The organism is Streptomyces sp. NPDC047315 (assembly GCF_040643215.1).
GTDB lineage: Bacteria > Actinomycetota > Actinomycetes > Streptomycetales > Streptomycetaceae > Streptomyces.
Genome location: NZ_JBEYTZ010000064.1, coordinates 1 through 24,498, shown reverse-complemented (window position 1 = coordinate 24,498; position 24,498 = coordinate 1). Strand labels below are relative to the sequence as shown.

Annotated in this window: 23 protein-coding genes and 1 pseudogene; 11 read left to right on the top strand and 13 right to left on the bottom strand. The window is 73.1% G+C overall.

Annotated features, from left to right (window positions below):
- Positions 1-110: 110 nt before the first annotated feature.
- The 4 genes from ABZ842_RS37720 to ABZ842_RS37705 form a co-directional block, all read right to left on the bottom strand.
- On the bottom strand, positions 111-422 hold the full coding sequence (locus ABZ842_RS37720) for an antibiotic biosynthesis monooxygenase (RefSeq protein WP_361548005.1): 312 nt from the start codon (positions 420-422) through the stop codon (positions 111-113).
- A complete protein-coding gene (locus tag ABZ842_RS37715; RefSeq protein ID WP_361548002.1) occupies positions 413-1,792 on the bottom strand; it encodes an NAD(P)/FAD-dependent oxidoreductase in 1,380 nt (459 codons plus the stop codon). The genes ABZ842_RS37720 and ABZ842_RS37715 overlap by 10 nt, the downstream gene beginning before the upstream one ends.
- A 96-nt stretch (positions 1,793-1,888) precedes the next feature.
- Entirely contained in the window at positions 1,889-2,917 is a 1,029-nt protein-coding gene (locus ABZ842_RS37710; RefSeq protein WP_361547999.1) for an isocitrate/isopropylmalate family dehydrogenase, read from the bottom strand.
- Between the two features lie 15 nt (positions 2,918-2,932).
- Positions 2,933-3,676 carry an alpha/beta fold hydrolase gene (locus ABZ842_RS37705; RefSeq protein ID WP_361547996.1) on the bottom strand — a complete coding sequence of 248 codons (744 nt, stop codon included), beginning with the start codon at positions 3,674-3,676 and terminating at the stop codon, positions 2,933-2,935.
- Between the two features lie 163 nt (positions 3,677-3,839).
- On the opposite strand from ABZ842_RS37705, the gene ABZ842_RS37700 reads away from it, so the two are divergent.
- Both ABZ842_RS37700 and ABZ842_RS37695 read left to right on the top strand, forming a co-directional pair.
- On the top strand, positions 3,840-5,042 hold the full coding sequence (locus ABZ842_RS37700; RefSeq protein ID WP_361547993.1) for a cytochrome P450: 1,203 nt from the start codon (positions 3,840-3,842) through the stop codon (positions 5,040-5,042).
- 101 nt (positions 5,043-5,143) lie between these two features.
- Positions 5,144-6,730: a (2,3-dihydroxybenzoyl)adenylate synthase gene (locus ABZ842_RS37695; RefSeq protein ID WP_361547990.1), complete on the top strand. Its 1,587-nt coding sequence runs from the start codon at positions 5,144-5,146 to the stop codon at positions 6,728-6,730.
- Positions 6,731-6,786: 56 nt separating this feature from the next.
- Here ABZ842_RS37695 and ABZ842_RS37690 read toward each other — a convergent pair whose 3' ends face one another.
- Complete coding sequence (locus tag ABZ842_RS37690; protein WP_361547987.1) at positions 6,787-7,515, bottom strand: tryptophan 2,3-dioxygenase family protein; 729 nt, start codon at positions 7,513-7,515, stop codon at positions 6,787-6,789.
- Positions 7,516-7,674: 159 nt separating this feature from the next.
- Between ABZ842_RS37690 and ABZ842_RS37685 the strand changes: the two genes are divergently transcribed.
- Complete coding sequence (locus ABZ842_RS37685) at positions 7,675-9,552, top strand: non-ribosomal peptide synthetase (protein ID WP_361547984.1); 1,878 nt, start codon at positions 7,675-7,677, stop codon at positions 9,550-9,552.
- A 21-nt stretch (positions 9,553-9,573) separates the two neighbouring features.
- Here ABZ842_RS37685 and ABZ842_RS37680 read toward each other — a convergent pair.
- Positions 9,574-10,276 (bottom strand): annotated as a pseudogene (locus ABZ842_RS37680) (MBL fold metallo-hydrolase).
- 212 nt (positions 10,277-10,488) lie between these two features.
- On the opposite strand from ABZ842_RS37680, the gene ABZ842_RS37675 reads away from it, so the two are divergent.
- Entirely contained in the window at positions 10,489-12,621 is a 2,133-nt protein-coding gene (locus ABZ842_RS37675; protein WP_361547981.1) for a prolyl oligopeptidase family serine peptidase, read from the top strand.
- Positions 12,622-12,722: 101 nt separating this feature from the next.
- Positions 12,723-13,217 (top strand): Rieske (2Fe-2S) protein, encoded by a 495-nt coding sequence (locus ABZ842_RS37670; RefSeq protein WP_361547978.1) that lies wholly within the window; start codon positions 12,723-12,725, stop codon positions 13,215-13,217.
- Here the strand turns inward: ABZ842_RS37670 and ABZ842_RS37665 are convergent.
- On the bottom strand, positions 13,204-13,890 hold the full coding sequence (locus tag ABZ842_RS37665) for a cysteine hydrolase (RefSeq protein ID WP_361547976.1): 687 nt from the start codon (positions 13,888-13,890) through the stop codon (positions 13,204-13,206). The two genes, ABZ842_RS37670 and ABZ842_RS37665, sit on opposite strands and share 14 nt — an antisense overlap.
- 174 nt (positions 13,891-14,064) lie before the next feature.
- On the opposite strand from ABZ842_RS37665, the gene ABZ842_RS37660 reads away from it, so the two are divergent.
- Positions 14,065-14,535 (top strand): pyridoxamine 5'-phosphate oxidase family protein, encoded by a 471-nt coding sequence (locus tag ABZ842_RS37660; RefSeq protein WP_361547973.1) that lies wholly within the window; start codon positions 14,065-14,067, stop codon positions 14,533-14,535.
- Between the two features lie 20 nt (positions 14,536-14,555).
- On the opposite strand, the gene ABZ842_RS37655 is transcribed toward ABZ842_RS37660, so the two are convergent.
- Positions 14,556-15,464 (bottom strand): LysR family transcriptional regulator, encoded by a 909-nt coding sequence (locus ABZ842_RS37655; RefSeq protein WP_361547970.1) that lies wholly within the window; start codon positions 15,462-15,464, stop codon positions 14,556-14,558.
- A 74-nt stretch (positions 15,465-15,538) separates the two neighbouring features.
- Here ABZ842_RS37655 and ABZ842_RS37650 point away from each other — a divergent pair, with 74 nt between their 5' ends.
- Complete coding sequence (locus ABZ842_RS37650) at positions 15,539-16,618, top strand: DMT family transporter (RefSeq protein WP_361547967.1); 1,080 nt, start codon at positions 15,539-15,541, stop codon at positions 16,616-16,618.
- Here ABZ842_RS37650 and ABZ842_RS37645 read toward each other — a convergent pair.
- Positions 16,609-17,970 (bottom strand): aminotransferase class I/II-fold pyridoxal phosphate-dependent enzyme, encoded by a 1,362-nt coding sequence (locus ABZ842_RS37645; protein ID WP_361547964.1) that lies wholly within the window; start codon positions 17,968-17,970, stop codon positions 16,609-16,611. The genes ABZ842_RS37650 and ABZ842_RS37645 overlap by 10 nt on opposite strands.
- Before the next feature lie 35 nt (positions 17,971-18,005).
- On the opposite strand from ABZ842_RS37645, the gene ABZ842_RS37640 reads away from it, so the two are divergent.
- Complete coding sequence (locus ABZ842_RS37640) at positions 18,006-18,692, top strand: pyridoxamine 5'-phosphate oxidase family protein (RefSeq protein ID WP_361547961.1); 687 nt, start codon at positions 18,006-18,008, stop codon at positions 18,690-18,692.
- A 336-nt stretch (positions 18,693-19,028) separates the two neighbouring features.
- Here ABZ842_RS37640 and ABZ842_RS37635 read toward each other — a convergent pair whose 3' ends face one another.
- Positions 19,029-20,054 carry an EamA family transporter gene (locus ABZ842_RS37635; RefSeq protein WP_361547958.1) on the bottom strand — a complete coding sequence of 342 codons (1,026 nt, stop codon included), beginning with the start codon at positions 20,052-20,054 and terminating at the stop codon, positions 19,029-19,031.
- 89 nt (positions 20,055-20,143) lie between these two features.
- A complete protein-coding gene (locus ABZ842_RS37630; protein ID WP_361547955.1) occupies positions 20,144-20,743 on the bottom strand; it encodes a Clp protease N-terminal domain-containing protein in 600 nt (199 codons plus the stop codon).
- Between the two features lie 234 nt (positions 20,744-20,977).
- Here ABZ842_RS37630 and ABZ842_RS37625 point away from each other — a divergent pair, with 234 nt between their 5' ends.
- Positions 20,978-21,172, top strand: coding sequence for a hypothetical protein (locus tag ABZ842_RS37625; protein WP_361547952.1), 195 nt, complete (start codon positions 20,978-20,980; stop codon positions 21,170-21,172).
- Positions 21,173-21,250: 78 nt separating this feature from the next.
- Positions 21,251-21,679, top strand: coding sequence for an SRPBCC family protein (locus ABZ842_RS37620; RefSeq protein ID WP_361547949.1), 429 nt, complete (start codon positions 21,251-21,253; stop codon positions 21,677-21,679).
- A gap of 76 nt (positions 21,680-21,755) precedes the next feature.
- Here ABZ842_RS37620 and ABZ842_RS37615 read toward each other — a convergent pair whose 3' ends face one another.
- Positions 21,756-22,379, bottom strand: coding sequence for a PadR family transcriptional regulator (locus ABZ842_RS37615; RefSeq protein WP_361547946.1), 624 nt, complete (start codon positions 22,377-22,379; stop codon positions 21,756-21,758).
- 131 nt (positions 22,380-22,510) lie between these two features.
- Here ABZ842_RS37615 and ABZ842_RS37610 point away from each other — a divergent pair, with 131 nt between their 5' ends.
- The gene (locus ABZ842_RS37610; protein WP_361547944.1) at positions 22,511-23,338 is read left to right on the top strand and encodes a PhzF family phenazine biosynthesis protein; all 828 of its coding nucleotides are present in this window, start codon (positions 22,511-22,513) and stop codon (positions 23,336-23,338) included.
- Between the two features lie 78 nt (positions 23,339-23,416).
- Here ABZ842_RS37610 and ABZ842_RS37605 read toward each other — a convergent pair whose 3' ends face one another.
- Entirely contained in the window at positions 23,417-24,187 is a 771-nt protein-coding gene (locus ABZ842_RS37605; RefSeq protein ID WP_361548007.1) for a type II CAAX endopeptidase family protein, read from the bottom strand.
- Between the last annotated feature and the right edge of the window lie 311 nt (positions 24,188-24,498).

Sequence of the window (24,498 nt, the reverse complement as noted above, 5' to 3'; positions counted from 1 at the left end):
CCCCGTGCCCGCAGGGCACGGGGGGCGGAACTACGCGAGCAGCCATAGACGGGCCGCAGACGCATCGACACGGCTCGCCGCACGGCGAAACCGCCGCAGCCATGCGTGGGCTACACGTCCACTCCTCCCGTGCTGGTGCGCACGACCTCCGCCACCGTCAGGTCGTAGGACGAGTACCACTTCTCCCGGCCCAACTGCTGCGCCTCGCGGTGCTCGGGATCGGCGCGCCACTGCTCCAGCGTCTCCGCGTTCTTCCAGAAGACGACCGCGAGCCGTTCGCCGTCCTCCCCCGTGTAGTGCTTGACCTCCATCAGGTCGGGCCCGGCCAGGGCGCGGACCCGCTCCCGCATCCGGTCCTCGGTGGCGTAGTACTCCTCGCCCACCTCGTCGCTGAGGCGGGACGTGAACAGGATCACGAACATCGGCTTTCTCCCAGGTTCGCTGTACCGGCGGCCCCGGACACCGCGGCGTGTAGCCCGGTGTCCGACGCCGAGACGATTTCCGCGCCGTACCTGCTCAACAGCGCGTCGACCAGGTCGTCCAACCGCCGGTCGTCCCGCAGCACCGAGGCGTAGCCCTCCTCGGTGAAGGCGCAGCTCTCGTACCGCGGTACGAACCGGTCGGGGAAGAGGTCGTACAGGCGCCCGCGCAGTCGCGTCGCCGTGTGGGCGCGCTCGTCCTGCGGAGGGTTGGCCATGGTGTGGTAGTGCTCGAAGGAGAGGTACGAGATGGCTTCGGCGTCCTCGATCCGCGACTTCTCGTAGGCGACCAGCGCCGACGCCCAGTCGCCGGTGGACTCCAGCCGGTCGACGAGGGTGCGCACGTCCTCGAAGCCGCAGTTCATGCCGTGCCCCATGAAGGGCGGCATCGCGTGGCAGGCGTCGCCGAGCAGGGCGAGCGCGTCCCCGTGGATCCAACGGTCGCAGCTCACCGTGGTGATGGTGGCGGCGTCCTTCGTCGCGAGTTGCTCGGCGATGTCGGGGACGGCCGCCGCCGGTTCGGGGAAGTGGGCGCGGAACACCCGCAGCAGGTCCCGGCCGCCCTCGACGGTGGCGTACGAGGGCGCCGGCCCGTCGTGCCGCATGAACAGGGACCCGGCGAACTCCCCCGACGGCAGCGGGAAGGCGGCGAAGAGGGCGTCGCCGGTGGGCCAGTAGTGCATCGTCGACGGGTCGAGCCAGCCGCCCGGGGCGCAGATCTCCTGGTGGGCCAGGTCCAGTCGGCGCACGTTCGCACGGGCGCCGCGTGCCACGAGGGCGGCGCGGGCGACGGAGTGCGCGCCGTCGCAGCCCAGCACGCGACGGCACGCGATCCGGCGCCGGCCCGCCCCGTCCTCCAGGAGGACGGCCGGCCCGTCGGGGTCCACTTCGTGGACCCGGGCTCCGAAGTCGATGCGCACGCCGTCGGTCGCTTCGGCCGCGTCCAGCAGCAGCCGGTTGAGCCGGTCCCGCTCCACCGACCAGATGGGTTGTCGGTCGCGGCTGTAGGGGGTGACGTGGGAGCTGCCGTCGGGCAGGTGCGCACAGCGCCCGTGGATGGGCAGGCAGATCGCCCGTACGGCCTCTTCGAGGCCCAACTCCCGCAGTACGCGCCAGCCGCGCGCGGAGAGCATCACGGTGATGGACCGGCCGCGCCGGCCGCCGCCGCTGCGGGGGTCCGCCCGTCTCTCCAGGACCGTCACCGGTCCGTACCGGGGGGCCAGGTACATGGCCGCGACGGCGCCCACCGGGCCCGCCCCGATGACCACGATCCCGCCGTCCCCGCGGCCGTGTTCGTTCTCGCTCACTCGCATGGCACTGCCGTCCTCCTTCTCACGCCGTCCGGCCTCTTCCCGGCGCCTGGTCTGCTCCGCGCCGCCGGTCTGCCTCGTCGCCGGTCCACTTCCGCGTCAGCACACCTCCGCCAGGACCGCGGCGCCCGCTTCCTTGGTGGTCAGCCGGCCGCCGAGGTCGGGGGTCACGCGCCGCGCCCCGACGGCGGCGGCCACCGCGCGGCGCACTGCTTCGGCCTCCTCGCGGTGGCCCAGGTGCTCGACGAGCAGCGCCGTCGAGAGGATCGCGGCGAACGGGTTGGCCACCTGCCGGCCGGCGATGTCGGGCGCGCTGCCGTGCACCGGCTCGAACAGCCCACGCCCGGTCGCGGCGTTGAGGTTGGCGGAGGCCGCCATGCCGAGGCCCCCGGCGAGGGCGGCGGTCAGATCGCTGAGGATGTCGCCGTGGGAGTTGTTGGTGACGATGACGTCGAAGGCGGTCGGGTCGGTGGCCAGCCGCATCGCCGCCGCGTCCGCGTACAGGTGCGAGGTGGCGACGTGCGGGTGCCGTTCGACCGCCTCCCGCCAGCAGCGCTGCCACAACTGTCCGCCGTGCCGGACCGCGTTGGCCTTGTCCACCAGGCACACCGACCGCCGGGCCACGGAGAAGGCGAAGTCGATGATGCGGGACACGCCCCGGTGGGTGTTGAGGTCGAGGTCGACGGCGACCTCGTCCGGGGAGGACGTACGGGTGCTGCCGCCGATGCCGCTGTACAGGCCCTCGGTGTTCTCGCGGACGATCACGCAGTCGATCGCGCGCCGCGCCCGGTCGCGCAGCGGGCTGAGCCGGTCGTGCCACAACCGCGCGGGTCGGTAGTTGGCGTACAGGTCGAGCTCGGTGCGGAGCGTGGTGAGCACGCTGCGCACGTACGCGGTGTCGCCGAGCCGGGGGTCCCCCACCGCTCCGAGCAGCGTCGCGTCGCTGGTGCGGATGCGGTCGAGGTCGGCCGCGCGCAGCGCGCTGCCGTGGCGCAGGTGGGCGTCGGCGTTCACGTGGTCCAGGACGTCCAGCGTCAGATCGAGTCCGAGGGAGTCCACCAGCGCGAGCGCCGGTTCGATCACCTCGGGTCCGATGCCGTCGCCGGGTATGACGGTGATCCGTTGCACGGCTGCACCTCCGGGTCAGGGGCGGCGGTCCAGGACGTCCGCGACCAACTCGTCGATCTCGCAGGACACGTGGAAGTGGCCGCCCGCCCGCACCGTCAGGGTGCACTCGCCGGTGGTGACGTCCGCCCACTGCGTCAGCCGTGCCTCGTCCACCAGCGGGTCGCCGACGCCGTGGTAGCAGCGCACGGGGCACGACAACGGCTTCGTCCCGGGCCGGGGCCGGTAGGTGGCGTGCGCCCGCAGGTCCGAACGCAGCGTCGGCAGCAGCAGTTCACGCAGTTCGGCGTGGTCGGCTATGCCGGGTTCGATGCCGCCGAGGTCGCACAGGGTCGCCCAGAACTCGTCGTCGGGTGCCGAGTGGATCTGCGGGTTCTCCATCCGTCCCGGGGGCAGACAGGCGGAGGCGCAGAGCCGGCGCGGCTCCTCGCCCACGTCCCGCAGGACGAGCGCGGTCTCGTAGGCCACCACGGCGCCGAGGCTGTGTCCGAAGAGCACGTGTCCGCTCGGCGGCAGCCGCAGCAGCTCCGCAGCGACGTGGCCCGCCATCGCGGCCACGTCGTCCACGGGCGGTTCGACGAACCTGTCACCGCGCCCGGGGTACTGCACGGCCACCAGCTCCACGTCGGCGGGCATCGCGGCGGCCCAGTCGGCGAAGGCCGTCGCCGAGCCCCCGGAGTGCGGGAAGCACACCACGCGCAGGGCGACCGCCTCGGGTGCGGTCAGCGACCGTACCCAGCCCCGTTCCCTCGTCCGACCCATCGATCCCGCCCCTCTCCGTAGTCCACCGCTTCACCTGTTCACCTGTTCACCTGTTCCATCGTTTCCGCTTCAGGACAAATGACGTGATCCACGAAAGAAGTCGGCAAGACATCGGCGGCGCGCGGGGCTCCGGTCAAGACGATGCGGGGGAAAGGAGGCCCGCATGAGCCTGTCGCTCGACCTCACGGACCCGGCCACCTTCGTCGAGAACGACCCGCACGCGTTCTGGCGGCGGGTGCGCCGGGAGCAGCCCGTGTACTGGCATCCGAAGGCCCCGGGGCGCCCCGGCTTCTGGGTCGTGGCCGGCTACGACGACGTGCTGTCCTGCCACGGCGACTTCAAGCGGCTGAGCTCGGCCCGCGGCAACGTCCTCGACGTGCTGCTGCGCGGCGGCGACTCGGCGGGCGGCACGATGCTCGCCGTCACCGACCGACCCCGGCACCGGCACTTGCGCACCCTGATGCTGCGCGCCTTCTCCCCCCGGGTGCTCGACGGGGTGGTGCGCCGGGTCGAGGAGCGCACCGCGGAGCTGATCAGGACGGTCGCCGAGCGGGGGTCCTTCGACTTCGCCGCCGAGGTCGCCGAGCACGTGCCGATGAACACCATCTGCGATCTGCTCTCCGTTCCCGTGCAGGACCGGGCGGAGCTGTTGGCGTGGAACAAGGCGGCGCTCTCGTCCGACGGGCCGGACGGCGTCCAACTGGACGCGCTGGAGGCCCGCAACGAGATCGTGCTCTACCTGATGGACCTGGTCTTCGAGCGGCGGGCGAACCCGGGCGACGACGTGATCAGCATGATCGCCGGGGCCGAGGTCGACGGCCGGCCGCTGACCCCCGAGGAGATCGCGCTCAACTGCTACAGCCTCATCCTCGGCGGGGACGAGTCGTCACGGATGACGGCGATCAGCTCGGTCCTCGCCTTCGCCCGCCACCCCGACCAGTGGCGGGGGCTGCGCAAGGGGGCGATCGACGTCGACACCGCGGTGGAGGAGCTGCTGCGGTGGGCGACGCCCGGCATGCACTTCGCGCGCACCGCCCTCGTCGACCTCGACATCGGCGGGCAGCGGGTGCGCGCCGGTGACGTCGTCACGTTCTGGACGACCTCGGCGAACAACGACGAGAGCGTCTTCGCCGCGCCGCGCGTCCTCGATCTGTCCCGCACCCCGAACAGGCACCTCACCTTCGGCCACGGGCCGCACTTCTGCGTGGGCGCGGCCCTCGGGCGGGCCGAACTCAGCGCGCTGCTGAGGGCGCTGGTCGCGTTCGTGGACGAGATCGAACTCGACGCGGAGCCGGCACGGATCTACTCCAACTTCCTCTACGGCCACAGCTCCCTGCCCGTCACCTTCCGCCCGCGCCCTTACTGATCCTTCTGCGCCCGCGCTCCCACTGAGCCCGCCCCCGCCGAACCTCTCCGCCCGCGTTCCCGCGGGCCCCTCCCCCGCGACCCCCGAAAGGCAGCGTGACCATGCTCGACGGATTCGTGCCCTGGCCCGATCGCCTCGCGGCGGAGTACCGGCGCGCGGGGCTGTGGTCGGGTCGACCACTGGGCGACCTGCTGCACGACTCCTGCGTCCGGCACGCCGACCGCGTCGCCGTCGTCTGCGGCGAGCGGCGCATGACGTACGCGGAGCTGTCCCGGCGGGCCGACCGGCTGGCGGGCGGCCTGCTCGAACGGGGCCTCAAGCCGCTGGACCGGGTCGTCGTCCAACTCCCCAACGTGCCGGAGTTCGTGGTCGTCGTGTTCGCCCTGCTCCGGGCCGGCGTCATACCCGTCCTCGCGCTGCCCGGCCACCGCAGGTCCGAGATCTCCCATCTGTGCGAGCACTCCGGCGCGGTGGCGTACGTCGTGAAGGACGAGTTCGGCGGGTTCGACTACCGCCGGTTGGCGCGGGAGGTGCCCGGCGTCCCGCAGGTGTACGTCAGCGGTGACGCGCAGGAGTTCACGCCGCTGGAGTCCGTCGACCGCGAGGACGCCGCGCTGCCGACCGTGAACCCGGCAGCGCCGGCGCTGTTCCTGCTGTCCGGTGGCACCACCGGACAGCCGAAGCTGATCCCCCGCGCCCACGACGACTACGGATACGTGATGCGGGCCTGCGCGCAGGCGGTGCACGCGGACCGGGGGCTGACCTACCTCGCCGTCAACCCGGCCGCGCACCAGGCGGCGCTGGCGTGTCCCGGGGTGTTCGGGGCGCTCCTGCTCGGCGGCAAGGCGGTCCTGACGTCGACGGTGCGCCCCGACGAGGTGTTCCCGCTGGTCCACCGGGAGGGCGTCACCATGACCACGGTCGTACCCGCCGTGCTGCGGCTGTGGACCGACTCGGGGCGGGCGACCGGCGACCTGTCGCGGCTGCTCGTCCAGGTCGGCAGCGCCCCCCTGGACGCGGCGCTCGCCCGCCGCGCCGGCGAGGTGCTGGGCTGTCGGATCATGCGGTGGTACGGCATCAGCGAGGGGCTGTTGACGCACACCCGCTTCGACGACCCGGACGAGGTGGCCGTGGGCACGGAGGGCCGTCCGATGTCCCCGTACGACGAGGTGCGCGTGGTGGACTCCGCGGGGGAGCCGGTGCCCGACGGGGAGGTGGGCGAGATGCAGTCGCGCGGCCCCTACACGATCCGCGGGTACTTCCGGGCGCCCGAGGAGAACGCCCGCTCGTTCACGCCCGACGGGTTCTTCCGCACGGGCGACCTGGTCCGGCGCTCGCCCGCGGGCGACATCACGATCGTGGGGCGGGTCAAGGACGTGATCAACCGCGCGGGCGAGAAGGTGTCCGCGGAGGAGGTGGAGCGTCAGCTGCGCACCCATCCGGCGGTGCGGGACGCCGCGGTCGTCGGCGTCCGGGACGCCGTCCTCGGGGAGCGCACCCATGCGTTCGTGGTGGTCGACGGGGGCGAGTTGCGGGCGTCCGCGGTCAAGGAGCACCTGCGGGAACGCGGGCTGGCCACGTACAAGATCCCCGACCGGGTGGTCCGGGTCGACGAGCTGCCGCGCACCCCGATGGGCAAGGTCGACAAGAAGGAGCTGCGCCGGCTCGCCGTGGCGCCCGCGCGGTGACGCACGGGAGCCGCCGGGCGGACCGGCGGCTCCCTGGGTCGTTTCGGACGTGCCGTTCACCACAAGGCGGGGAACGACGGCTTGAAGACCGCCCTGCGCAGGAACTCCGCGCCCGCTGTGCCGCCCGTGCCACGCTTATTGCCGATGACGCGCTGAACCATCACGACGTGCCGGTACTGCCATTCTTGGAACGCCTGGTCGAGGTCGACCATCGCCTGGGTGATCTGTTCCACCACGCCGTCGTCGTCATGGAGGCTGCCGAGGGCGGCCGGGATGTCGTCGGGCGAATACCCCTGGGCCGACAGATAGTCCAAGAACGCGTCGAAGACGTTCGGCTCCGCCGCCCTGGTCTCGATCCGCATCCGGTCCGCGCTGCCTTCGGGAAACTGCTCCGCCGCCGATCTTCCGCGCCGGCCGAGTGCGACCTCGATCTCCCGGAACTGTGCCGAATAGAAACCGCTGCCGCCGCCCAGTTTCGTGCGGAAGGTCTCGAACCTCTCGGAGGTCATCGTCTCCAACACGTCGATCTGCGCCGTCAGCGTCTTGATGATCAGCCGGGAGCGGCGCAGGGTCCGCAGCGCCGGGCCGCTGTCCGCCTTGCGCAGCATCGGCCGCAGGGCGTCCAACTCGTGCAGCAGCTCCTTGAACCACAGCTCGTGCGACTGGTGGACGACGACGAAGAGCAGTTCGTCCGGCTGGTCGGTGTTCGGCCGTTGGACGTCGAGCAGCCTGTCGAGAGCGAGGTATTCACGATAGGAGTCATAACCGATACGGGAATTGGTCACAGCGATTCTGCCCCCTCACCGGACATTTACCGTATGAGAGCATGGCGAAACCGAAGCGCCGGCCGTTTCTTTCACCTCTCCTTCATGACGTTCCGTCATGGCGCGGGCGGCTGACATTATGGGAATTCGCATGGTCGGGAGAGACGGAGGACCGGGCCCATGAAACCTGGCTTCGGCAGGAGCGACATCATTCAGCGGACCGTCCCCGAATTGTTCGAGGCGGTCGCCGCGCGGGCGGGTGACCGGGCCGCGGTGCTGTTCGAGACGAAGACGGTCAGCTATGCGGAGCTGAATTCCGCGGCGAACCGGCTCGCGCGCTCCCTCATCGACCGCGGAGTGGGGCCGGACCGCGTGGTCGCCGTCTGCGCACCCAAGTCGGCCGACCTGGTCACCGTGCTCCTGGCGGTCCTCAAGGCCGGCGGCGCCTATCTCGCGCTCGACCCGGCCTATCCCCCGGAGCGCCTGGCCCACATGGTGGCCGAGGCACGCCCGGTGCTGTTGGTCCACGCCGGCGACGACACCGGGCTGTCGGCCGCCGACGCGGGCACGAGCACGGACGCCCCGCAGCCGACCGACGCACCGCACCTCGCCGGAGTGCCGCGGATCGCCATCGACGACCCGGGGCTGCGCGCCGAGTGGGAGGCGCGCGACGACCACGACGTGCACGACGCGGAGCGGCTTCGCCCGCTGCGCCCAGAGCACTTGATGTACGTCATCTTCACCTCGGGCTCCACCGGCCGGCCCAAGGGCGTCGCGGTCCCGCACGCCGGCGTCGCGACCCTGGTCGCCGCCCAGCGCGAGCGGATCGGGGCGGGCGCGGGCGACCGGGTGCTCCAGTGGGCGTCGATCAGCTTCGACGCCGCCTTCTGGGACGTGTCCCTCGCCCTGCTGTCCGGCGCCGCCCTGGTGATGGCCGGGGCCGACGACCTGCTCCCGGGCGAGCCCCTGCGGGACACGCTGATCGAACGGCGGGTGACCCACGCGACCTTGCCGCCGGTGGCACTGAGCGTCACCGACGCCGACGGCGTGCTGCCGGGCGGCACGCTCGTGTCCACCGGCGACGCCGTGTCACCCGCGCTGGTGCGCGCCTGGGGCGGCGGAAGGTCGCTGCTCAACGGCTACGGCCCCACCGAAGTCACCGTCGGCATCAGCCTCGGGGAGATCGCCGGGCCGGACGACATCGGCGTCGGCCGCCCGTTCCCCGGCTGCGCCGTGCGCGTCCTCGACGGGCGGCTGTCGGACGTCGGCGTCGACACGGAGGGCGAGTTCTATCTGGCGGCGCCCGGCCTGGCACGCGGCTACGTGAACCAGCCGGGGCTCACCGCCACCCGGTTCGTCGCCGACCCGGCGGGCCCGCCGGGCAGCCGGATGTACCGCTCGGGCGACCGGGGCCGGTGCCGCGCCGACGGCGAGCTGTACTTCACGGGCCGGGTCGACAACCAGGTGAAGGTCCGCGGCTTCCGCATCGAACTGGGCGAGATCGAGGCACGGTTGGCCGAGCACCCGGCCGTGGACCTGGCCTGCGTCGTGGTGGAGGGGGACGTCGCGACCGCCCGCGTCATGGGGTACGTGACCACGTCGGCGGGTGCCGCGGTCGACGGCGCCGAGCTGCGGCGGCACGTGGCCGCCTCGCTGCCCGAGCACATGGTGCCGTACACCGTGGTCGTGCTCGACCGCTTCCCCACGGACCCCAACGGGAAGGTCGACCGGGCCGCCCTCGCCGCCGCCCGCGTCAAGCGTCCGGAACCAGAAGCGGTGCCGGAGTCGGAGTCGGAGTCGGAGTCGACCGCGGCCGGCGGCGTGGACCTGTGCGCCCTGGTGGAGCGGATCCTCGGCGTCCCGCGGGCCCGCCCGCAGGACAACTTCTTCGACCTGGGCGGCCACTCGGTGCTCGCGACGATGCTGGCGCGCCAGATCCGCAAGGAGTACGACGTCGTGCTCCCGATGCGCACCATCTTCCAGGCCGCCACCCTCGCGGACCTGGCGGACCTGGTGCACGCGGCGCGCCACAGCGAGAGCGCGCCGAGCGGGGCTTGAGCGGCCGGCGCCCACCGCAGTTCACACGCGGGGAATGGGCCCCCAGCTCCGCACGGCGAACCCGGCGCCGTCCCGGACGACTTCGGCCGCACCGCCGCCGGCCAGGTGCGCCGGTACGACCAGGGCGTTGGTGTCGTCGGCCCGTTCGAACAGCCGGCGCCGGGTGGCCCTCGCCTCGGCCGCGTCCTCGCAGAAGCAGCTGCTCACGTCCTCGCAGAAGCAGCTGTTCACGTCCGGCGCCAGGAACTGCAGCGGCGAGTGCAGCAGATCGCCGACGAACAGCGCCCGGTCGCTCCCGGAGTCCAGGGCCAGCACGCTGGAGCCCGGCGTGTGACCCGGCGCCGGTTCGAGCGTGAGGTTCCCGTCGATGGTGTGGCTGCCGTCCCACAGCAGCGCCTGTCCGGCCTCCAGGACGGGCGCGACGCTGTCTTACGAAGTCGGCGTCCAGCCGGTTCCACCCCGCGGAGTGCGGGCGCTCCTTGTGGTTGCCGACCCCGGTGTCGACGAGGACGGCCCGGCCCCCGCTGCGCAGCAGCCGGGTCTGCACGACGAGGACGCACTCCTGCGACGCGGGGTCGACGAAGTCCGGCTCCAGCCAGTTCGCGTGCCGCCGCCACGCCTCCGGCGGCGCCTCGGGGAAGAACCCGGCCGGCGCCAGCTCGATCGTTCCGTGGTACTCGACGACCCTGGTGATCGAGACGTCGCCGAGAACGACGTTCTGCATGGCCGATCCCGTCCTGTCGCGACGTGGGTGGGATGGAGGTGGGCAGGTGTGCCGCATCCAGCGTCGGGCCCCGGCGCCGCGGGCACCAGTACGCCCGGGGCGTGTTGGGGAAGCCCCGCCCGGCGGCCCATCACCAATGGAAGTTGCGTCGCCCCGGGCTGATGTGAGCACTATCTCGCATGACATCCCCCCTTCCTTCAGCCGACTTCGGCATGCCCGAAAACGCCTCCGCACCGCTCGCCTTCCCCGACTTCCCCCGCCTCTTCGCCCGCACCCGGCGGTTCTCGCTCGGCGTGCCCGCGCACCTGACCGTCTCCCCGGACGGCGCCCGGGTCCTGTTCGTCCGCGGCACCTCGGGGACCGACCCGGTCCGCCGGCTGTGGCTGTACGAGGACGGCGAGGAGCGCGTCATCGCCGATCCGCTCCTGCTCCAGGGCGGCGAGGACGACGTGCCGGAGGCGGAGCGCACCCGCCGGGAGCGGGCCCGGATACGGACCACGGGCGTGGTCTCGTACGCCACCGACGCCGAGGCGTCCCTCGTCGTCTTCACCCTCGGGGGCGCCCTGTGGGCGGTGCGCACCGACGGCGGCGCTCCGTGGCCGGTGGCGACGGCGGGCCCGGCGGTCGACCCGCGCCCCTCCCCCGACGGCTCCTGGATCGCGTACGTCACCGACGGCGCCCTGCGCGCGGTGCGCCCCGACGGCACTCAAGACCTGCTGCTCGCCTCGCCGGAGTCGCCGGAGGTGACGTACGGGCTGGCCGATCACACCGCGGCCGAGTCCATCGGGCGCAGCCGCGGCCACTGGTGGTCCCCGGCCGGGGACGCGGTGCTCGCGGCGCGGGTCGACACCGGTCCCGTCCGCACCTGGTACGTCGGCGATCCCGCGGATCCGCAGCGGCCTCCGCGGGCGGTGCGCTATCCGGTGGTGGGCACGGCGAACGCCCTCACCTCGCTGCACGTGCTGCGGCTCGACGGCAGCGGCACGCGGGTGCTGCTGCCCGCCGCGGCCGACGCGGAGCACCCCGTGGCCGGCGCGTGGACGGACCCCGCCTTCGAGTACGTGACCGCGGCGGGTTGGGACGCGTCGGGGCCGCTGGTCAGCGTGCAGAGCCGGGACCAGCGGTCGCTGCACCTGCTCGCCGTCGACCCGGCCACGGGCGCCACCACCGTGCTCCAGCGGGTGCGCGACGGGGTGTGGGTGGACGTGGTGCCGGGCGCCCCTGGGCGCACCGCCGCGGGCACGCCCCTCGCGGTCGTCACCGACGGCGACGTGCCGGGGCTGCGCATCGGCGCCGTCGCCACCCCGGCCGGGCTCCACGTCCGCGACGTCCTCGCCACGGCCGGCGACCGCGTGTGGTTCACCGCGAACGACGAGCCGACCGAGGTGCACGTGTGGTCGTACGACCCCGAGCACGGGTTCGCCCGCGTCAGCACGGAGCCCGGTGTGCACTCGGCCGCAGTCGGCGGCGACACCGTCGTCCTGGACAGCCTGCTGGAGTCGGGCCCATCGGTGACCGTCCTCCGCGGCGGCGAGCAGGTCGGCCGGATCCGGGTACTCGCCGAAGAGCCCGAGGTCACGCCCGCGCCGCAGCTGCTGCGGTTGGGCGAACGGGAGTTGCGCAGCCTCCTGTTCCTGCCGTCCGGCCACCGGCCCGGTGCGCGCCGGCTGCCGGTGCTGCTGTGCCCGTACGGCGGAGCGGGTCTGCAACTCGCCGTACGGGCCCGCGACTGGTGGTGGTCGGTGGCGCAGTGGTTCGCCGAGCAGGGGTTCGCGGTGCTGATCACGGACGGGCGCGGCACCCCGGGGCGGGGCCGGACGTGGGCCAGGGAGGTCCACGGCGACCGGCTCACGCTGGCGGTCCAGGACCAGGTCGACGCGGTGCACGCGGCGGCGGAGCGCTTCCCCGACCTCGATCTCGGCACGGTCGGGATCCGCGGCTGGTCGTACGGGGGCTATCTGGCCGCGGCGGCGGTGCTGCTGCGCCCCGACGTCTTCCACGCGGCAGTCGCCGGCGCCGTGCCGGCCGACCGGCGGCTGTACGACACCCATTGGGAGGAGCGCTTCCTCGGCCATCCGGGGGTCGTCCCCGAGGTGTACGACCGCAACTCGCTGATGACGTACGCCGATCGGCTCGTCCGCCCGCTGCTGCTGGTGCACGGGGTGGCGGACGACAACGTGCACGTCGCCCACGCGCTGCGGCTGTCGTCGGCGCTGCTGGCGGCGGGGCGGGAGCACTCCGTGCTGCCGCTGTCGGGGGCGAGCCACATGGTCACCGACGAGGAGCAGGCGGGCAACCTGCTGCGGCAGGAACTCTCCTTTCTGAAGAAATCCTTGAAAGTTTGAGGTGTTGAACCCTTTTCGCCGCCTGCTCGTAAAACACCACGACGAACGACACCGGTCGGGATCACCGGCCGGTGAGGGACCGTGAGCCGAAGGAGCAGACCATGACCGCGTCCCAGGAGGAGCAGCGCCGCACCGTCACCCGGAGGACCGTCGTCGCAGCGGTGGGCGGGGCCGGGCTGACGGTCGCGCTCACCGCGTGCGGCTCGGACGACGACAGCGGCGGATCGAGCGGCACGGGCGAGAAGGCCAGTGCGGGCGGCGCCACCGGCGGCTCCACCTCCGGCGGCTCGACCGGTGGCAGCAGCGGGGGCGGCGGGCAGGCGGTGGCGAAGGTGGCGGACATCCCCGAGGGCGGGGGCAAGGTCGTCGGCGACGTGGTGATCACCCAGCCCAGCGCGGGCCAGTTCAAGGCGTTCTCGTCGAAGTGCACCCACCAGGGCTGCGCGGTGCGGGGCGTGGAGAACAACGTGATCACCTGCCCGTGCCACAACAGCACCTTCGACGCGTCCGACGGCAGCGTGAAGGGCGGCCCTGCGACCTCTCCGCTGCCGGCCAAGACCGTGAAGGTGGAGGGGGAATCCATCATCCTGGCGTGAGCCCGGGCCCCGCGCCCGGCCGCGGCTGCGCGGCGCGGCGCCAGCAGGCCAGGACCTCGTCGCTGGTGGTGACGGTGGCCACCAGGGCGAGGGTGTGGCGCACCATCGCGGGGGTGTACTCGGCGGGCACCCCCGCGATGGCGTCCTCGGGCACCACCGCGGTGTAGCCGAGGTTCACCGCGTCGAACACGGCGTTGGGGACGGCGACGTTCGCCGACACCCCCGTGATCAGCAGCGTTCGACAGCCGAGGTTGCGCAGCAGGGCGTCGAGGCCGGTGCCGGCGAGCGGTGAAAGGCCGTGCAGCCGGCGCACCACCAGGTCCTCGTCCGTGACCTCGATGGGCGGGGCGATGTGCACGGCCGGCGTGCCGGGGTGCTGTTGGACGGAGAGTTTGGCGGCGGCGCGGAACAGCCGGGCATTGCGGTTGGAGCCGCGCCCGTCGGGGCGGCGTTCGGCGACGGCGTGCACCACCTGGACGCCGGTGCGGTGCGCGCCGGCGACCAGTCGGGCGATCCGGTGGAGGGCGCCCGACGAGCGGGCCTGGGCGGCGAGTTCGGGCAGGGCCGCGGCGCCGTCGCCGACGACGCCCCGCTGGCACTCGACCGTGAGCAGCACGGTGGTGGCCGGGTCGAGGTCCGCACGGAGTCGTTCGGTCGGGTCGCTGGACGTCATGCCGTCCTCCTTCTTCGTACCTCTTCGTACGCCAAGTGCCAGATGTCGGGTGCCGGGTGTCGGGTGCCGGGTGCGGCGGGGCCGTTGCGCGGCGCCGTGGTTGCGGCCATGATTTCTGACGTACAGTCAGTTTCCAAGGGGGCGTCGTACGCAGGCGCCCGGACGGGAGCAGCCGTGCCCGCAACCCAGCGCCGGGGCCGTCGGGTGATGATGACGCCCGCCGAACGGGACGCCTTCCTCACCGAGCAGCGCACCTGTCGGGTCGCCACCGTCTCGGCGGACGGCTGTCCGCACGTGAGCGTGTTGTGGTTCGTCTGGGACGGCGCCTCGCTCTGGCTGTACTCGATCACCCGCAGCCGACGCTGGGCCGACCTGCGCCGCGATCCACGGCTCGCGGTGGTCGTGGACGCCGGCGAGGAGTACGGGGAGTTGCGCGGCGTGGAGCTGTCGGGCACCGCCGTCTTCGTCGGGGAGGCCCCGCGCACCGGCGAGGCGTGCCCCGAACTGGTCGAGCCGGAGCGGCTGTTCGCCCGGAAGAACTTCGACCTGGACGCCATGCCGCACGACGGGCGGCACGCCTGGCTGCGACTGACCCCCGACGCCGTCGCCTCCTGGGACTTCCGAAAGCTCGCACCCTCCTCCTGAGGCCCGGCCGCCGTCGGTACTTACGTCGTCGGCAGCGCCCGGGCCGCGCCGGTCAGCGCTTCCACGGTCGCCCTGATCGAGGGGCGGCGGCCGGCGTCCGCCCGCCAGACCGCGTACACGTGCCGCCGCATGCCGCGGCGCACCGGGACGAGCGCGACGCCTTCGGGCACCGGCCCCCGCCCCAGCCGCGGCGCGACGCACACCCCGCACCCGGCCGCGATCAGCGCCAGTTGGGTGTGGTGCTCGGCCGCGAGGTGCGGAACGCGGGGCTCGATCCCCCTGGAGCGCAGGGTGAACGTCAACCACTCGTGACAGAACTCGCCCTCGGGCCAGGACACCCAGTCGTCGTCGGCGAACTCCTCCAGGTCCGCCTCGTTCCGGCCCGCGAGGGGGTGGTCCACCGGCATGGCGACGTCCGCCGCGTCGTCGAGCAGATGCGCCTGGGCGAGCCCGGCGGGGACGGGCAGCCGCTTGTTGGTCCAGTCGAGGACCACGGCGAGGTCGCTGTCGCCCCGGATGACCCGGTGGATGGCCCGCTCCGGCTCCAGCTCTCGGGTGCGTACGCGCAGCTCGGGGTGGCCGGTGCGCAGGGCCTGCACCATTCCGGGGAACAGGCCGCGCGCGGCCGTGGGGAACGCGTCCACCCTGACCTCGCCGACCACCTGCCCCCGCTGCGCCTCGATGTCCGCCTGCGCCGACTCGACGTGCGACAGGATGCGCGCCGCGTGGTCCGCGAGCAGCTGACCGGCGTCCGTCAGACGCACTCCGCGCCCGCTCTTGGTGAGCAGTTGCTGTCCGACCTCGCGCTCCAGCTTCGCCAGTTGCTGGGAGACGGCCGACGAGGTCACGTGCAGCCCGTCGGCGGCCTTGCTGACGGAGCCGTGCCGGGCGAGGGCGTCGAGGGTCCGCAGGCGCTCCAGATTCAACATGTAAGCAATGCTAAGCGAATGAGCATAGTTTTTCTCGCTTGTGCTACGAGGTCGTGCGGGTGACAGTGGACGGCATGACCAGCGTCAGACGCCTCCTCGCTGCTGCCCCCGCCCCCTCGACGGCCGCCACCGCCGAGCGCCCCGCGGACCCCGTCCCGCCCCGACGCCCCCGGCTGGACTGGCGCCTGCGGTTCGCCTTCCTCTCCACCGTGTGGGGCTTCAGCTTCCTGATGACCAAGGTCGGCACCCAGGGGTACGCCCCGTTCCAGGTCACCCTGGGGCGGCTGGTCTTCGGGACGGCGGTGCTCGCCGCCGTGCTCGCGGTGCGGCGCGAGGGGCTGCCGCGCGGCGCCCGTACCTGGGGCCATCTGGCGGTGTCGGCGTTCTTCCTGAACGCCCTGCCGTTCTCCCTCTTCGCCTACTCGCAGGAGACGATCCCCTCGGCGCTCGCCGCCATCTGCAACGCGACGTCACCGCTGTGGGGCATGGTCCTGTCGCTGGTCGCGCTCTCCGAGGACCGCCCCACCCGGCGCCGGGTGGCCGGGCTCGGCCTCGGCTTCCTCGGGGTGCTGACCGTGCTCGGCGCCTGGCAGGGCTTCTCCGGGATCGCCCCCACCGGCACCGCGCTGGCGCTGCTCGCCTCGCTCAGCTACCCGATCGGCTGGATCTACGTCCGCCGCAACCTCGCGGGCAGCACGCACTCGAACCTCTCCCTGACCACCGCGCAACTCCTGCTCGGCACGGTCCAACTGGCCGTCGTCACACCGCTGTTCACGACCTTCCCGACGTCCTTCCCGATGGTGCCGCTGCTCGCCGTGGTGGGCTTGGGCGCCCTCGCCACCGGCATCGCGATGCTCGTCCAGTACGGGCTGGTGGCGGAGGTGGGGCCGACGACCGCGCAGATGGTCACGTACTTCACCCCCGTCATCGCCACGGTCGCCGGGGTGTCGGTGCTCGGCGAGCGGCTGAGCTGGAGCACCCCGGTCGGGGCGCTGATCATCATCGCGGGGGCGGCCCTGACACAGTCCCGGCCGAAGGGCGCGGGCCGCAGTCGACCCGTCGCCGGGGCGCCCGCTCACGCCGAACCGGTGGACCCCGACGGCACGTCGACACCGGAGCCCGCGGCGGCCGGCGCCGCGCCCCGTCAACCGTAGCTGCGCGTCCGCGGCGGCCCGACGGCCGCCGCGACGGCGTCGGCGAGCCGGGTCACGTCGCCACCGTCCCGGCCGTCGGCGCGGGAGGGGCTGAGGCCGGAGACGGTGAGCCGCACCCCGGCGGGGGCCGCGATCCGGAAGCGGGCGCCCGGTGCGACCGCCCACCCGGCCTGGAGCAGCCGCGCCACCGCGCCGGTCTCGTCGGCCACCGGCACCCACACGTTCATCCCGGTCCGCCCGAAGGCCGGCACCCCCCGCTCCGCCAGCGCCACCACCAGGGCGTCGCGGCGTCGCCCGTACGCCGCCGCCACCGCGCGCGGATCGACGGCGTCCGCGCGCCACAGCTCCACCACGGTGCGCTGGAGCAGTCGGCTGACCCAGCCGGGGCCGACGAACTGCCGCCCGGTCACCCGGTCGACGGTGACCGCGTCCCCGGTGACCACGGCCACCCGCAGATCGGGCCCGTACGCCTTGGCCGCGGAGCGGACGAGGGCCCAGGCGTCCGTCGCCCCGGCCAGGGGGTGCAGGGGCACGTCGACGATGCCGTGACCGTGGTCGTCCTCGATGAGGAGCGTGTGCGGGAAGCGCCGGAGCACCGCCCGCAGCTCTGCGGCGCGCTCGGCGCCGACGGCCGCGCCGGTCGGGTTCTGCGCGCGGTCGGTGACGACGACGGCCCGGGCGCCGGCCGTCAGCGCCCGCTCCACGGCCGAAGGCAGCGGCCCGTCGTCGTCCACGGGCACGGGCACGGGCTTCAACCCGAGCGCGGGGATGAGGTCGAGCAGGCTCCCCCACCCCGGGTCCTCGACGGCGACCGCGTCACCGGGCCGCAGATGGGCGGCGAGGATCCGCTCCACCGCGTCGAGCGAACCGGAGGTCACGGCGATCGGCCCGGCCGGCACGCCGTCGGCGTCCAGGGCGGCGCGGGCGAGGCGGGCCAACTCCGGATCGACGGTGGGCCCGCCGTACAGGCCGTAGCCGGGGACCTCCCGGTTGTGCCGCGCCGCCGCGAGGAGTGCACCGTCGAGCGACGGCAGCAGGGCGGGGTCCGGCTCGCCCCCGCTCACGTCGCGTACGCCCGGCGGGGCTTCGACGCGGATCGCGCCGCGGGCCGTACTGATCGGCCTGGCGCGCACCCGGCTGCCGCGCCGACCCGCGGTCTCGATGATGCCGCGCTCACGCAGCACGCGGTACGCGGCGGCGACCGTGTTCGGATTCACCTCCAACTGCGCGGCCAACTCCCGCATGGGCGGCAGCAGTTGCCCAGGATCCAGCCCACCGGCGGCCACCCCGCGCTCGACGCTGGCGGCGATCTCCGATGCGCGCCGCCCTTCAATCCGATACTCTCCTAGCACAAAAGACATTATGCACTAGTGCAATGGAGTTCGCCATGGCAGAGCTGACCGAGATGCCGAAGGAATCGGCGGGGGGCTACGAGCCGACCGAGCGCACCGTCCCCACCCGCTCCCGCGAGCGCGCGGCGTACGACCGGGCGACGGTCCACGCGATACTCGACGCGGCGTACCTGTGCCACCTCGGTTTCGTCCGCGACGGAGCACCCGTCGTCCTGCCGACGCTCTACGCACGGGTCGGGGAGCGCGTGTACGTGCACGGCTCCACCGGCTCCCGCCCGCTGCGGATGGCGGGCGAGCCGGACCCCGGCCTCCCGGTCTGTCTGACCGTCACCCACGTCGACGGCCTGGTGCTGGCGCGCTCCGCGTTCCACCACTCGATCAACTACCGCTCGGTCCTGGTCCACGGCGTGGCCCACCCGGTGACCGACCCGGCGGAGAAGGCCCTGGCGTTCGACGCCCTCGTGGACGCCGTGGTGCCCGGGCGCGCGGCGGACTCCCGCCCGGCGAACGCCAAGGAGACGGCGGCGACGGCGGTGCTGCGGCTGGATCTCACCGAGGTCTCCGCGAAGGTGCGCACGGGGGACCCTGTCGACGACCCGGAGGACATGGAACTGCCTCACTGGGCGGGCGTCGTCCCGGTGCTCCACACGTACGGACCCCCCGTCCCCGCGCAGGACCTGTCGACCCCGGTCGAACTCCCCGACTACCTGACCCACCTCTGACCACAGTCACCGCGCTTCCCTGCGGGAGCGCTGCCCTCCCCTCGGCCGGCGGCGGGCTGTTCGCGCGGTAGCCGCCGTGGGCGCCCAAGCGGTCGTGGCGGCCACAGCCCGGTGGTGGGCTTGTCGCGCAGTTCGCCGCGCCCCTGATTTGCTGCCCCCGTCTTTCGCCTGCGGGTTCGGGCGGAGGTATTTAGGGGCGTGGGGAACTGCGCGACAAGCCACAGACGGGCCGCAGACACCATCACCGCACACTCGTCACGGCGCCACTGCACCCGCAAGGCCGCAGAGAGCCGCAGAGAAAGGGGCGCAGCACCAAGCCGCCCGCGCGGAAGCGCGTTAGCCGCCCGCGCGCCCCGCCGGGAGCGGCCCCTCCGCCTCGGGCAGCGCGGGGGCACCCCGCCCCGCAGCGGAAGCGGAACCCGAACCCGAAGCGACCGGCCCCGACGGCCCCGACGGCCCCTTCGGCGCCTGCGACTGGGCGATGAACGCCCCCACCAACACCAGCGCCCCGCCCAAGATCTGCGGCAGCGACAGGTGCTCCCGCAGCAGCACCCACGCCAGCACCGTGGCCACCACGGCTTCCAGGCAGGCCACCACCCCGGCGACCTGCGGCGACAGCTTGCGCACCGAGACCACGCCGGTGACGTACGCGAGGACCGTGGCGAGCAGGACGACCCAGGCGAGCAGCAGCCACGCCTCGACGCGGGCACCGCCCATGTCGACCGGACCGCCCAGCACCGAGGCGTCCATGCGCCACGGCCGGGCGATCACCGTCAGCACCAGGGCGCCGATCAGGAGTCCGTACGCGATGACGCCGAGCGGGTCCGCCCGGTCCTCCCCCGCGCTCCCGTGGTCCGCGAGGATGAAGTAGCACGCCTGGCAGCAGGCCGCGCCGAGCGCCAGGAGCAGCCCGAGGACGTCGAAGCTCAGCCCCGCCCACACCTCGACGACGCAGGCGAGGCCGGTGACGGCGATCACGACGCCCGCGGCGGCGGCCCGAGTGACCGGCCTGCGCTGGACGAAGCGGATCCAGCCGAGCACCAGCGCCGGCCCCAGGTACTCGACGAGGAGCGCGACGCCGACCGGGATCCGCGAGATGGAGGCGAAGTAGAACGCCTGCACGCCGGCGACGGCGAGCAGGCCGAAGCCCAGCAGCAGTACGGGCCTGCGGCGCACCAGGTCGCGATGGCGCCAGGCGAGCGGCAGCATGACGACCGCGGCACCGGCCACCCTCAGCCAGACGACGTGCAGGGGATCGAGCCCGGCCTCGATCAACGGTTTGGCCGCCACGCCCGAACCACCGAACGCGAGCGCCGACACCAGGGCTATGCCCAGGCCCGCGCCCTTACCCGAAGAGTGCATCGGCACATCATGTCAGCGCACGTCAGGACCGTCGACCCCCAGACGCATGTCGAGACGGAGGCCCGGCGGACCAGGCGGTGCAGGGGGAATCAGCCACCGGGCGGACGCGCACCCCCGCCGGGCTCCGACCCACCTCGACCCCGGTCGACGCGCTCCCCCGGAGCGACGTGCTCCGCCAACTCCGCCGCGTCGACGCCGGCGCGGCGCAGCACTTCCATGGCCCGGCACCCCGGGTCGGCCGTCAGGCCGGCGAGGACGTCGACCCCGGTGGCGCGGGCGGCGCCGCGCAGGGCCGCCCGCCGGACCGCGCCCTCCAGGGCGTCGACCGCGGAAGGGGACCAGGCGCCGGCGCCCCCGGCGGCCCGGGGCCCGGGGACGCGCACCACCGGCACCGCGCCGGAGTCCTCCACCGAGCCCTGCCACCGCAGGCCGTAGCCGATGCTGCGCTGGACCAGGTATCCGAGGACCCGGGCGACCCGCGGCCCCGGGCCGAGCGCCGCCCGCACGGTGGGGTCGGTCTCGACGAGGGAGTGCAGCAGGTGGGCGGTGTCGATCTGGCGACCGCCGTCCCGCAGGGCCCGTCGGCGCGCGCCCGCGACCGCCGAAGCCAACTCCGGGGTCAGTCGGGCGTCGGTCTCCGTACGGGGTACGGCGAACTGCCGGGGCAGTCGCGGGGTAGGGCGCGGCACGTCTCCTACCTCATCAGACCAGGACGGGACAAGCATCCCCGTCCGGGGCCATCTACCCATCCCACGGAAGTTGGGCACACGCGGCCCAATCCTCCTCCTTACGGATGAGATCGCGACAAGCCGCACACCTGACGCGCGCGCCGCCTTGCCCCCGTGCGCCCCCGCGAATCCGAATGCACGATACAGGTGCCTCAGGCAAGCAACCGGACGGCAAACGAACGCGTCCCCCGGGACATGTTCTGGTTGGTCGCGCTGCTCGGAACGGACGGGCGGGAGTACGTCTACCGGGTGTACGCCCCGGCCACGGCGCTGCGCGCCGACGTCTTCTGGGCCGCCTTCCACTGCCACGACGAGGGGCCGCACCCCCGCGCGTCCGACTGCTTCGACTCGGCGGAGATCTGGCACCACCAACTGGTCGAACAAATCTGACGACCCATCAGTATTGAGTGTTCCGGGCGATGCGGCTACGTTCCGCTCCACCGTGACCCGACACGAAGGGGTGGTCGCATGGCCGAAGTCAGCGCCGAGGCCCGCATCGGGGCCCCGGCCGAGAAGGTCTGGGCCCAGCTGACGGACTTCAGCAGCTACGACCGGTGGAACGCCATGCACACCGGTTTCCCCCAGGGCACCCCCACCGCCTTGGAGCTGGGCACCACCTACGCGGAGAACATGAAGCTGATGGGCTTCCCCGCCGAAGTCTCCTGGACCGTGGTGGAGTTCGAGGCGGGCCGCGTCCTCGGCATCGAGGGAGCCGGCCCGATGGGGGTGAGCGTCGGCAACCGCTACCGCCTCACGCCGGACGGGGACGCGACTCTGGTCCGCATCGAGGGGCAGTTCACCGGCGCCGCGGTCTCCTTGATGGCGGGCCGCCTCAAGGACTCGGCGACGGCCGCGCTCGACGAGTCCCTGCACAAGCTCGCGGGACTGGTGACCTGACGCACCCGGCCCCCGCCCGCCACTGACGACGGCGTGACCCCGCGCGGGGTCGCGCCGTCGCAGCGGGCCACTCGCCTCAGTCCTCGTCGGCGAGGATCAGATAGAGCTTCTTGCGGGTCTCGTTGATCGCATCGAGGGCCTTCTGCCGCTGCTCGGGGCTGCCGGTCTTCCAGACCTGCCCGAAGGCTTCCATCAGCCCCCAGCCCGCCTGCCGGATCTCGTTGACGGTGTCCCAGTCGACGCCGCGACCGGCCTCCTCCCACGGGGCGTCCGGCCCCGCTTCGGACTCGGCCCGCCCGGATTCGGTGAGCGTGAAGAGCTTCTTGCCGCCCTCGCTCGCGCTCGTGATCAGCCCTTCGTCCTCCAGCAGCTGGAGCGTCGGGTAGACCGAGCCGGGGCTGGGCTTCCACGCCCCGCCGCTGCGCTCGCCGATCTCCTGGATCATCTCGTACCCGTGCATCGGCCGGTCCTTGAGCAGCGCGAGGATCGAGGCCCGCACGTCGCCGCGCCGGGCCCGGCCCCGTCCGCCCCGCCCCCGACCGCCGGGGAACGGTCCGCCGAAGGGCCCGCCGAACGGCGGACCGAACTGCCCGAACGCCCGACGGCGGCCTTCGAAGCCGCCCCACCCCTGATGTCCGGGCCCGCACGACCCAGGTCCACCTTCGTGTCCGTATCCGTGTCCATGTCCTTGGGAACGCATCTCGTGCTCCTTCCATCGTTGATCTTTCGCGATACCTCAACGATATATCGGAACAGTTCGTTCGGCAAGAGAGGCCAGCCACCCCGCATTGGCCTTGGCGGCCCGCTCCCCGCGCCTCGTACGGTCGGGCCATGCGCATCCGAATCGTCGACGCCTTCGCCTCCCGCCCCTTCGACGGCAACCCCGCGGGGGTCGTCCTGTTCCCCGGGGCCGACCGCTTCCCCGACGACGACTGGCTCCAGCAGGTCGCCGCCGAGGTGAACCTCTCCGAGACCGCCTACGCCCACCCCCTCCCCGACGACCAGGGCTCCGCCGCGTGGGCGTTGCGCTGGTTCACCCCGACCACCGAGGTCGACATGTGCGGCCACGCCACGCTCGCCACCGCCCACGTCCTGCACACCACCGGCGCGGCGACCGGCACCGTCCGCTTCGCCGCCCGCTGCGGAACGCTGGTCACGACCGCGCACGAGGACGGCACGATCACCCTGGACTTCCCCACGGCGCCGCTCACCGGGACCGAAGCGCCGAGCGGCCTCGAAGCCGCGCTCGGCGTGCCGGTGCGCTCCGTCCGCGACACCGGCCCCCAGGTCGGCGACCTGCTCGTGGAGGTCGCCGACGAACGGACGGTGCGCGCGCTCACTCCGGACCTGGAGGCCGTCGCGGCGCTCTCCCGGCGCGGCGTCATCGTCACCGCCGCCGCCGACGACCCCGCCCTCGGCTACGACTTCGTCTCCCGCTGCTTCTTCCCGAACTACGGCATCGACGAGGACCCGGTGACGGGCAGCGCCCACACCGCGCTCGCGCCGTTCTGGTCCGAACGCCTCGGACGCACCCGGCTCACCGGGCTCCAGGGGGCCGCCCGCTCCGGCCTGGTGCGCACCGAGCTGCGCGGCGAGCGGACCTTGCTGACGGGCGGAGCGGTCACCGTCATCGACGGCGAACTGCTGACCGCGCCCTGACCGACGACGCCGTACGAAAGGGGCGTACGGATCGATCCGTACGCCCCTTTCCCGGCTGATGCGCCCGCCGCCCGCCCGTCACGCCGTGGGCAGCCAGCCCACCTTCCCCGCGAGCAGCGCGTATCCGACGAAGGCCACGATGTCGAGGAGGGCGTGCGCGACCACCAGCGGCCCGACCCGCCCCCAGCGCCGGTACAGCAGCACGAACACCACGCCCATCACCAGGTTGCCGATGAAGCCGCCGATACCCTGGTAGAGGTGGTACGACCCGCGCAGCACCGAACTCGCCACCAGCGCGGCCATCGGGGTCCACCCCAACTGGGCGAGTCTGCGCAGCAGATAGCCCACCACGATCACTTCCTCCACCACGGAGTTCTGGATCGCGGAGAGGATCAGGACCGGGAACTTCCACCACACGTCCGGCAGCGACTCGGGCACGACGGTCAGATTGAACCCGCTGGCCCGGGCGAGCAGATAGAAGGCGAGGCCGGCGCTGCCGATCCCGGCCGCCACCAGGGCGCCCCGCCCCAGGTCGGGCCAGGGCCGGGTGCGGTCGAACCCCATCGCCTTGAGCCCGCCCGCCCCCTCCCGGGTCAACAGGTGCGCCACCAACACCACGGGCACCAGCGCGGTCGCGATGCCGAAGAGCTGCCACGCGAGGTCGAGCCAGGGGCGACCCGGTGCGTACGAACCGTTCAGCGTGGCCGCCTGCTCCTTCAGCCCGCCCGGCTTGGTGAGCGACCCGACGAAGCTGATGAGCGCGGACACCGCGCTCGCGCCGAGGGAGAGCGCCAGCACCAGCAGCAGCTCGGACCGCAGGGTCCGGTGCGTCAGCGCCTCCCGGTCCAGGGGAAGTGCGTCGTCAGCCGCGCGTCCCGCCTCCGTGTGCACACGTGCCTCCCGGTTGAATGCCTCCGCTCATCCCATCACAGCGGACCGGGCACGGCGCACACCGCACGAACCGGCAGGCACGACGGGCGTGCGTGGCCGGCGTACGTGGCGAGGCGTGCGTGGCGAGGCTCGTACGACACGCTCGTACGGCGGGCTCGTACGACGCGCTGTGCGGGGGGGGTGTCTCTATGTCCTTCGTCAAGGACGTGGTGCCGGGTGTGTAGGTGTTTGTGGTGGTTATGCGACGAGGGTGGCGGTGGGAGTTCTGG

Coding starts and splice junctions, on each gene's coding strand:
- ABZ842_RS37720 (WP_361548005.1), bottom strand. CDS start 422: ATGTTCGTGATCCTGTTCACGTCCCGCCTCAGCGACGAGGTGGGCGAG.
- ABZ842_RS37715 (WP_361548002.1), bottom strand. CDS start 1,792: ATGCGAGTGAGCGAGAACGAACACGGCCGCGGGGACGGCGGGATCGTG.
- ABZ842_RS37705 (WP_361547996.1), bottom strand. CDS start 3,676: ATGGGTCGGACGAGGGAACGGGGCTGGGTACGGTCGCTGACCGCACCC.
- ABZ842_RS37700 (WP_361547993.1), top strand. CDS start 3,840: ATGAGCCTGTCGCTCGACCTCACGGACCCGGCCACCTTCGTCGAGAAC.
- ABZ842_RS37695 (WP_361547990.1), top strand. CDS start 5,144: ATGCTCGACGGATTCGTGCCCTGGCCCGATCGCCTCGCGGCGGAGTAC.
- ABZ842_RS37685 (WP_361547984.1), top strand. CDS start 7,675: ATGAAACCTGGCTTCGGCAGGAGCGACATCATTCAGCGGACCGTCCCC.
- ABZ842_RS37675 (WP_361547981.1), top strand. CDS start 10,489: ATGCCCGAAAACGCCTCCGCACCGCTCGCCTTCCCCGACTTCCCCCGC.
- ABZ842_RS37670 (WP_361547978.1), top strand. CDS start 12,723: ATGACCGCGTCCCAGGAGGAGCAGCGCCGCACCGTCACCCGGAGGACC.
- ABZ842_RS37665 (WP_361547976.1), bottom strand. CDS start 13,890: ATGACGTCCAGCGACCCGACCGAACGACTCCGTGCGGACCTCGACCCG.
- ABZ842_RS37655 (WP_361547970.1), bottom strand. CDS start 15,464: ATGTTGAATCTGGAGCGCCTGCGGACCCTCGACGCCCTCGCCCGGCAC.
- ABZ842_RS37650 (WP_361547967.1), top strand. CDS start 15,539: ATGACCAGCGTCAGACGCCTCCTCGCTGCTGCCCCCGCCCCCTCGACG.
- ABZ842_RS37640 (WP_361547961.1), top strand. CDS start 18,006: ATGGCAGAGCTGACCGAGATGCCGAAGGAATCGGCGGGGGGCTACGAG.
- ABZ842_RS37635 (WP_361547958.1), bottom strand. CDS start 20,054: ATGCACTCTTCGGGTAAGGGCGCGGGCCTGGGCATAGCCCTGGTGTCG.
- ABZ842_RS37625 (WP_361547952.1), top strand. CDS start 20,978: ATGTTCTGGTTGGTCGCGCTGCTCGGAACGGACGGGCGGGAGTACGTC.
- ABZ842_RS37620 (WP_361547949.1), top strand. CDS start 21,251: ATGGCCGAAGTCAGCGCCGAGGCCCGCATCGGGGCCCCGGCCGAGAAG.
- ABZ842_RS37615 (WP_361547946.1), bottom strand. CDS start 22,379: ATGCGTTCCCAAGGACATGGACACGGATACGGACACGAAGGTGGACCT.
- ABZ842_RS37610 (WP_361547944.1), top strand. CDS start 22,511: ATGCGCATCCGAATCGTCGACGCCTTCGCCTCCCGCCCCTTCGACGGC.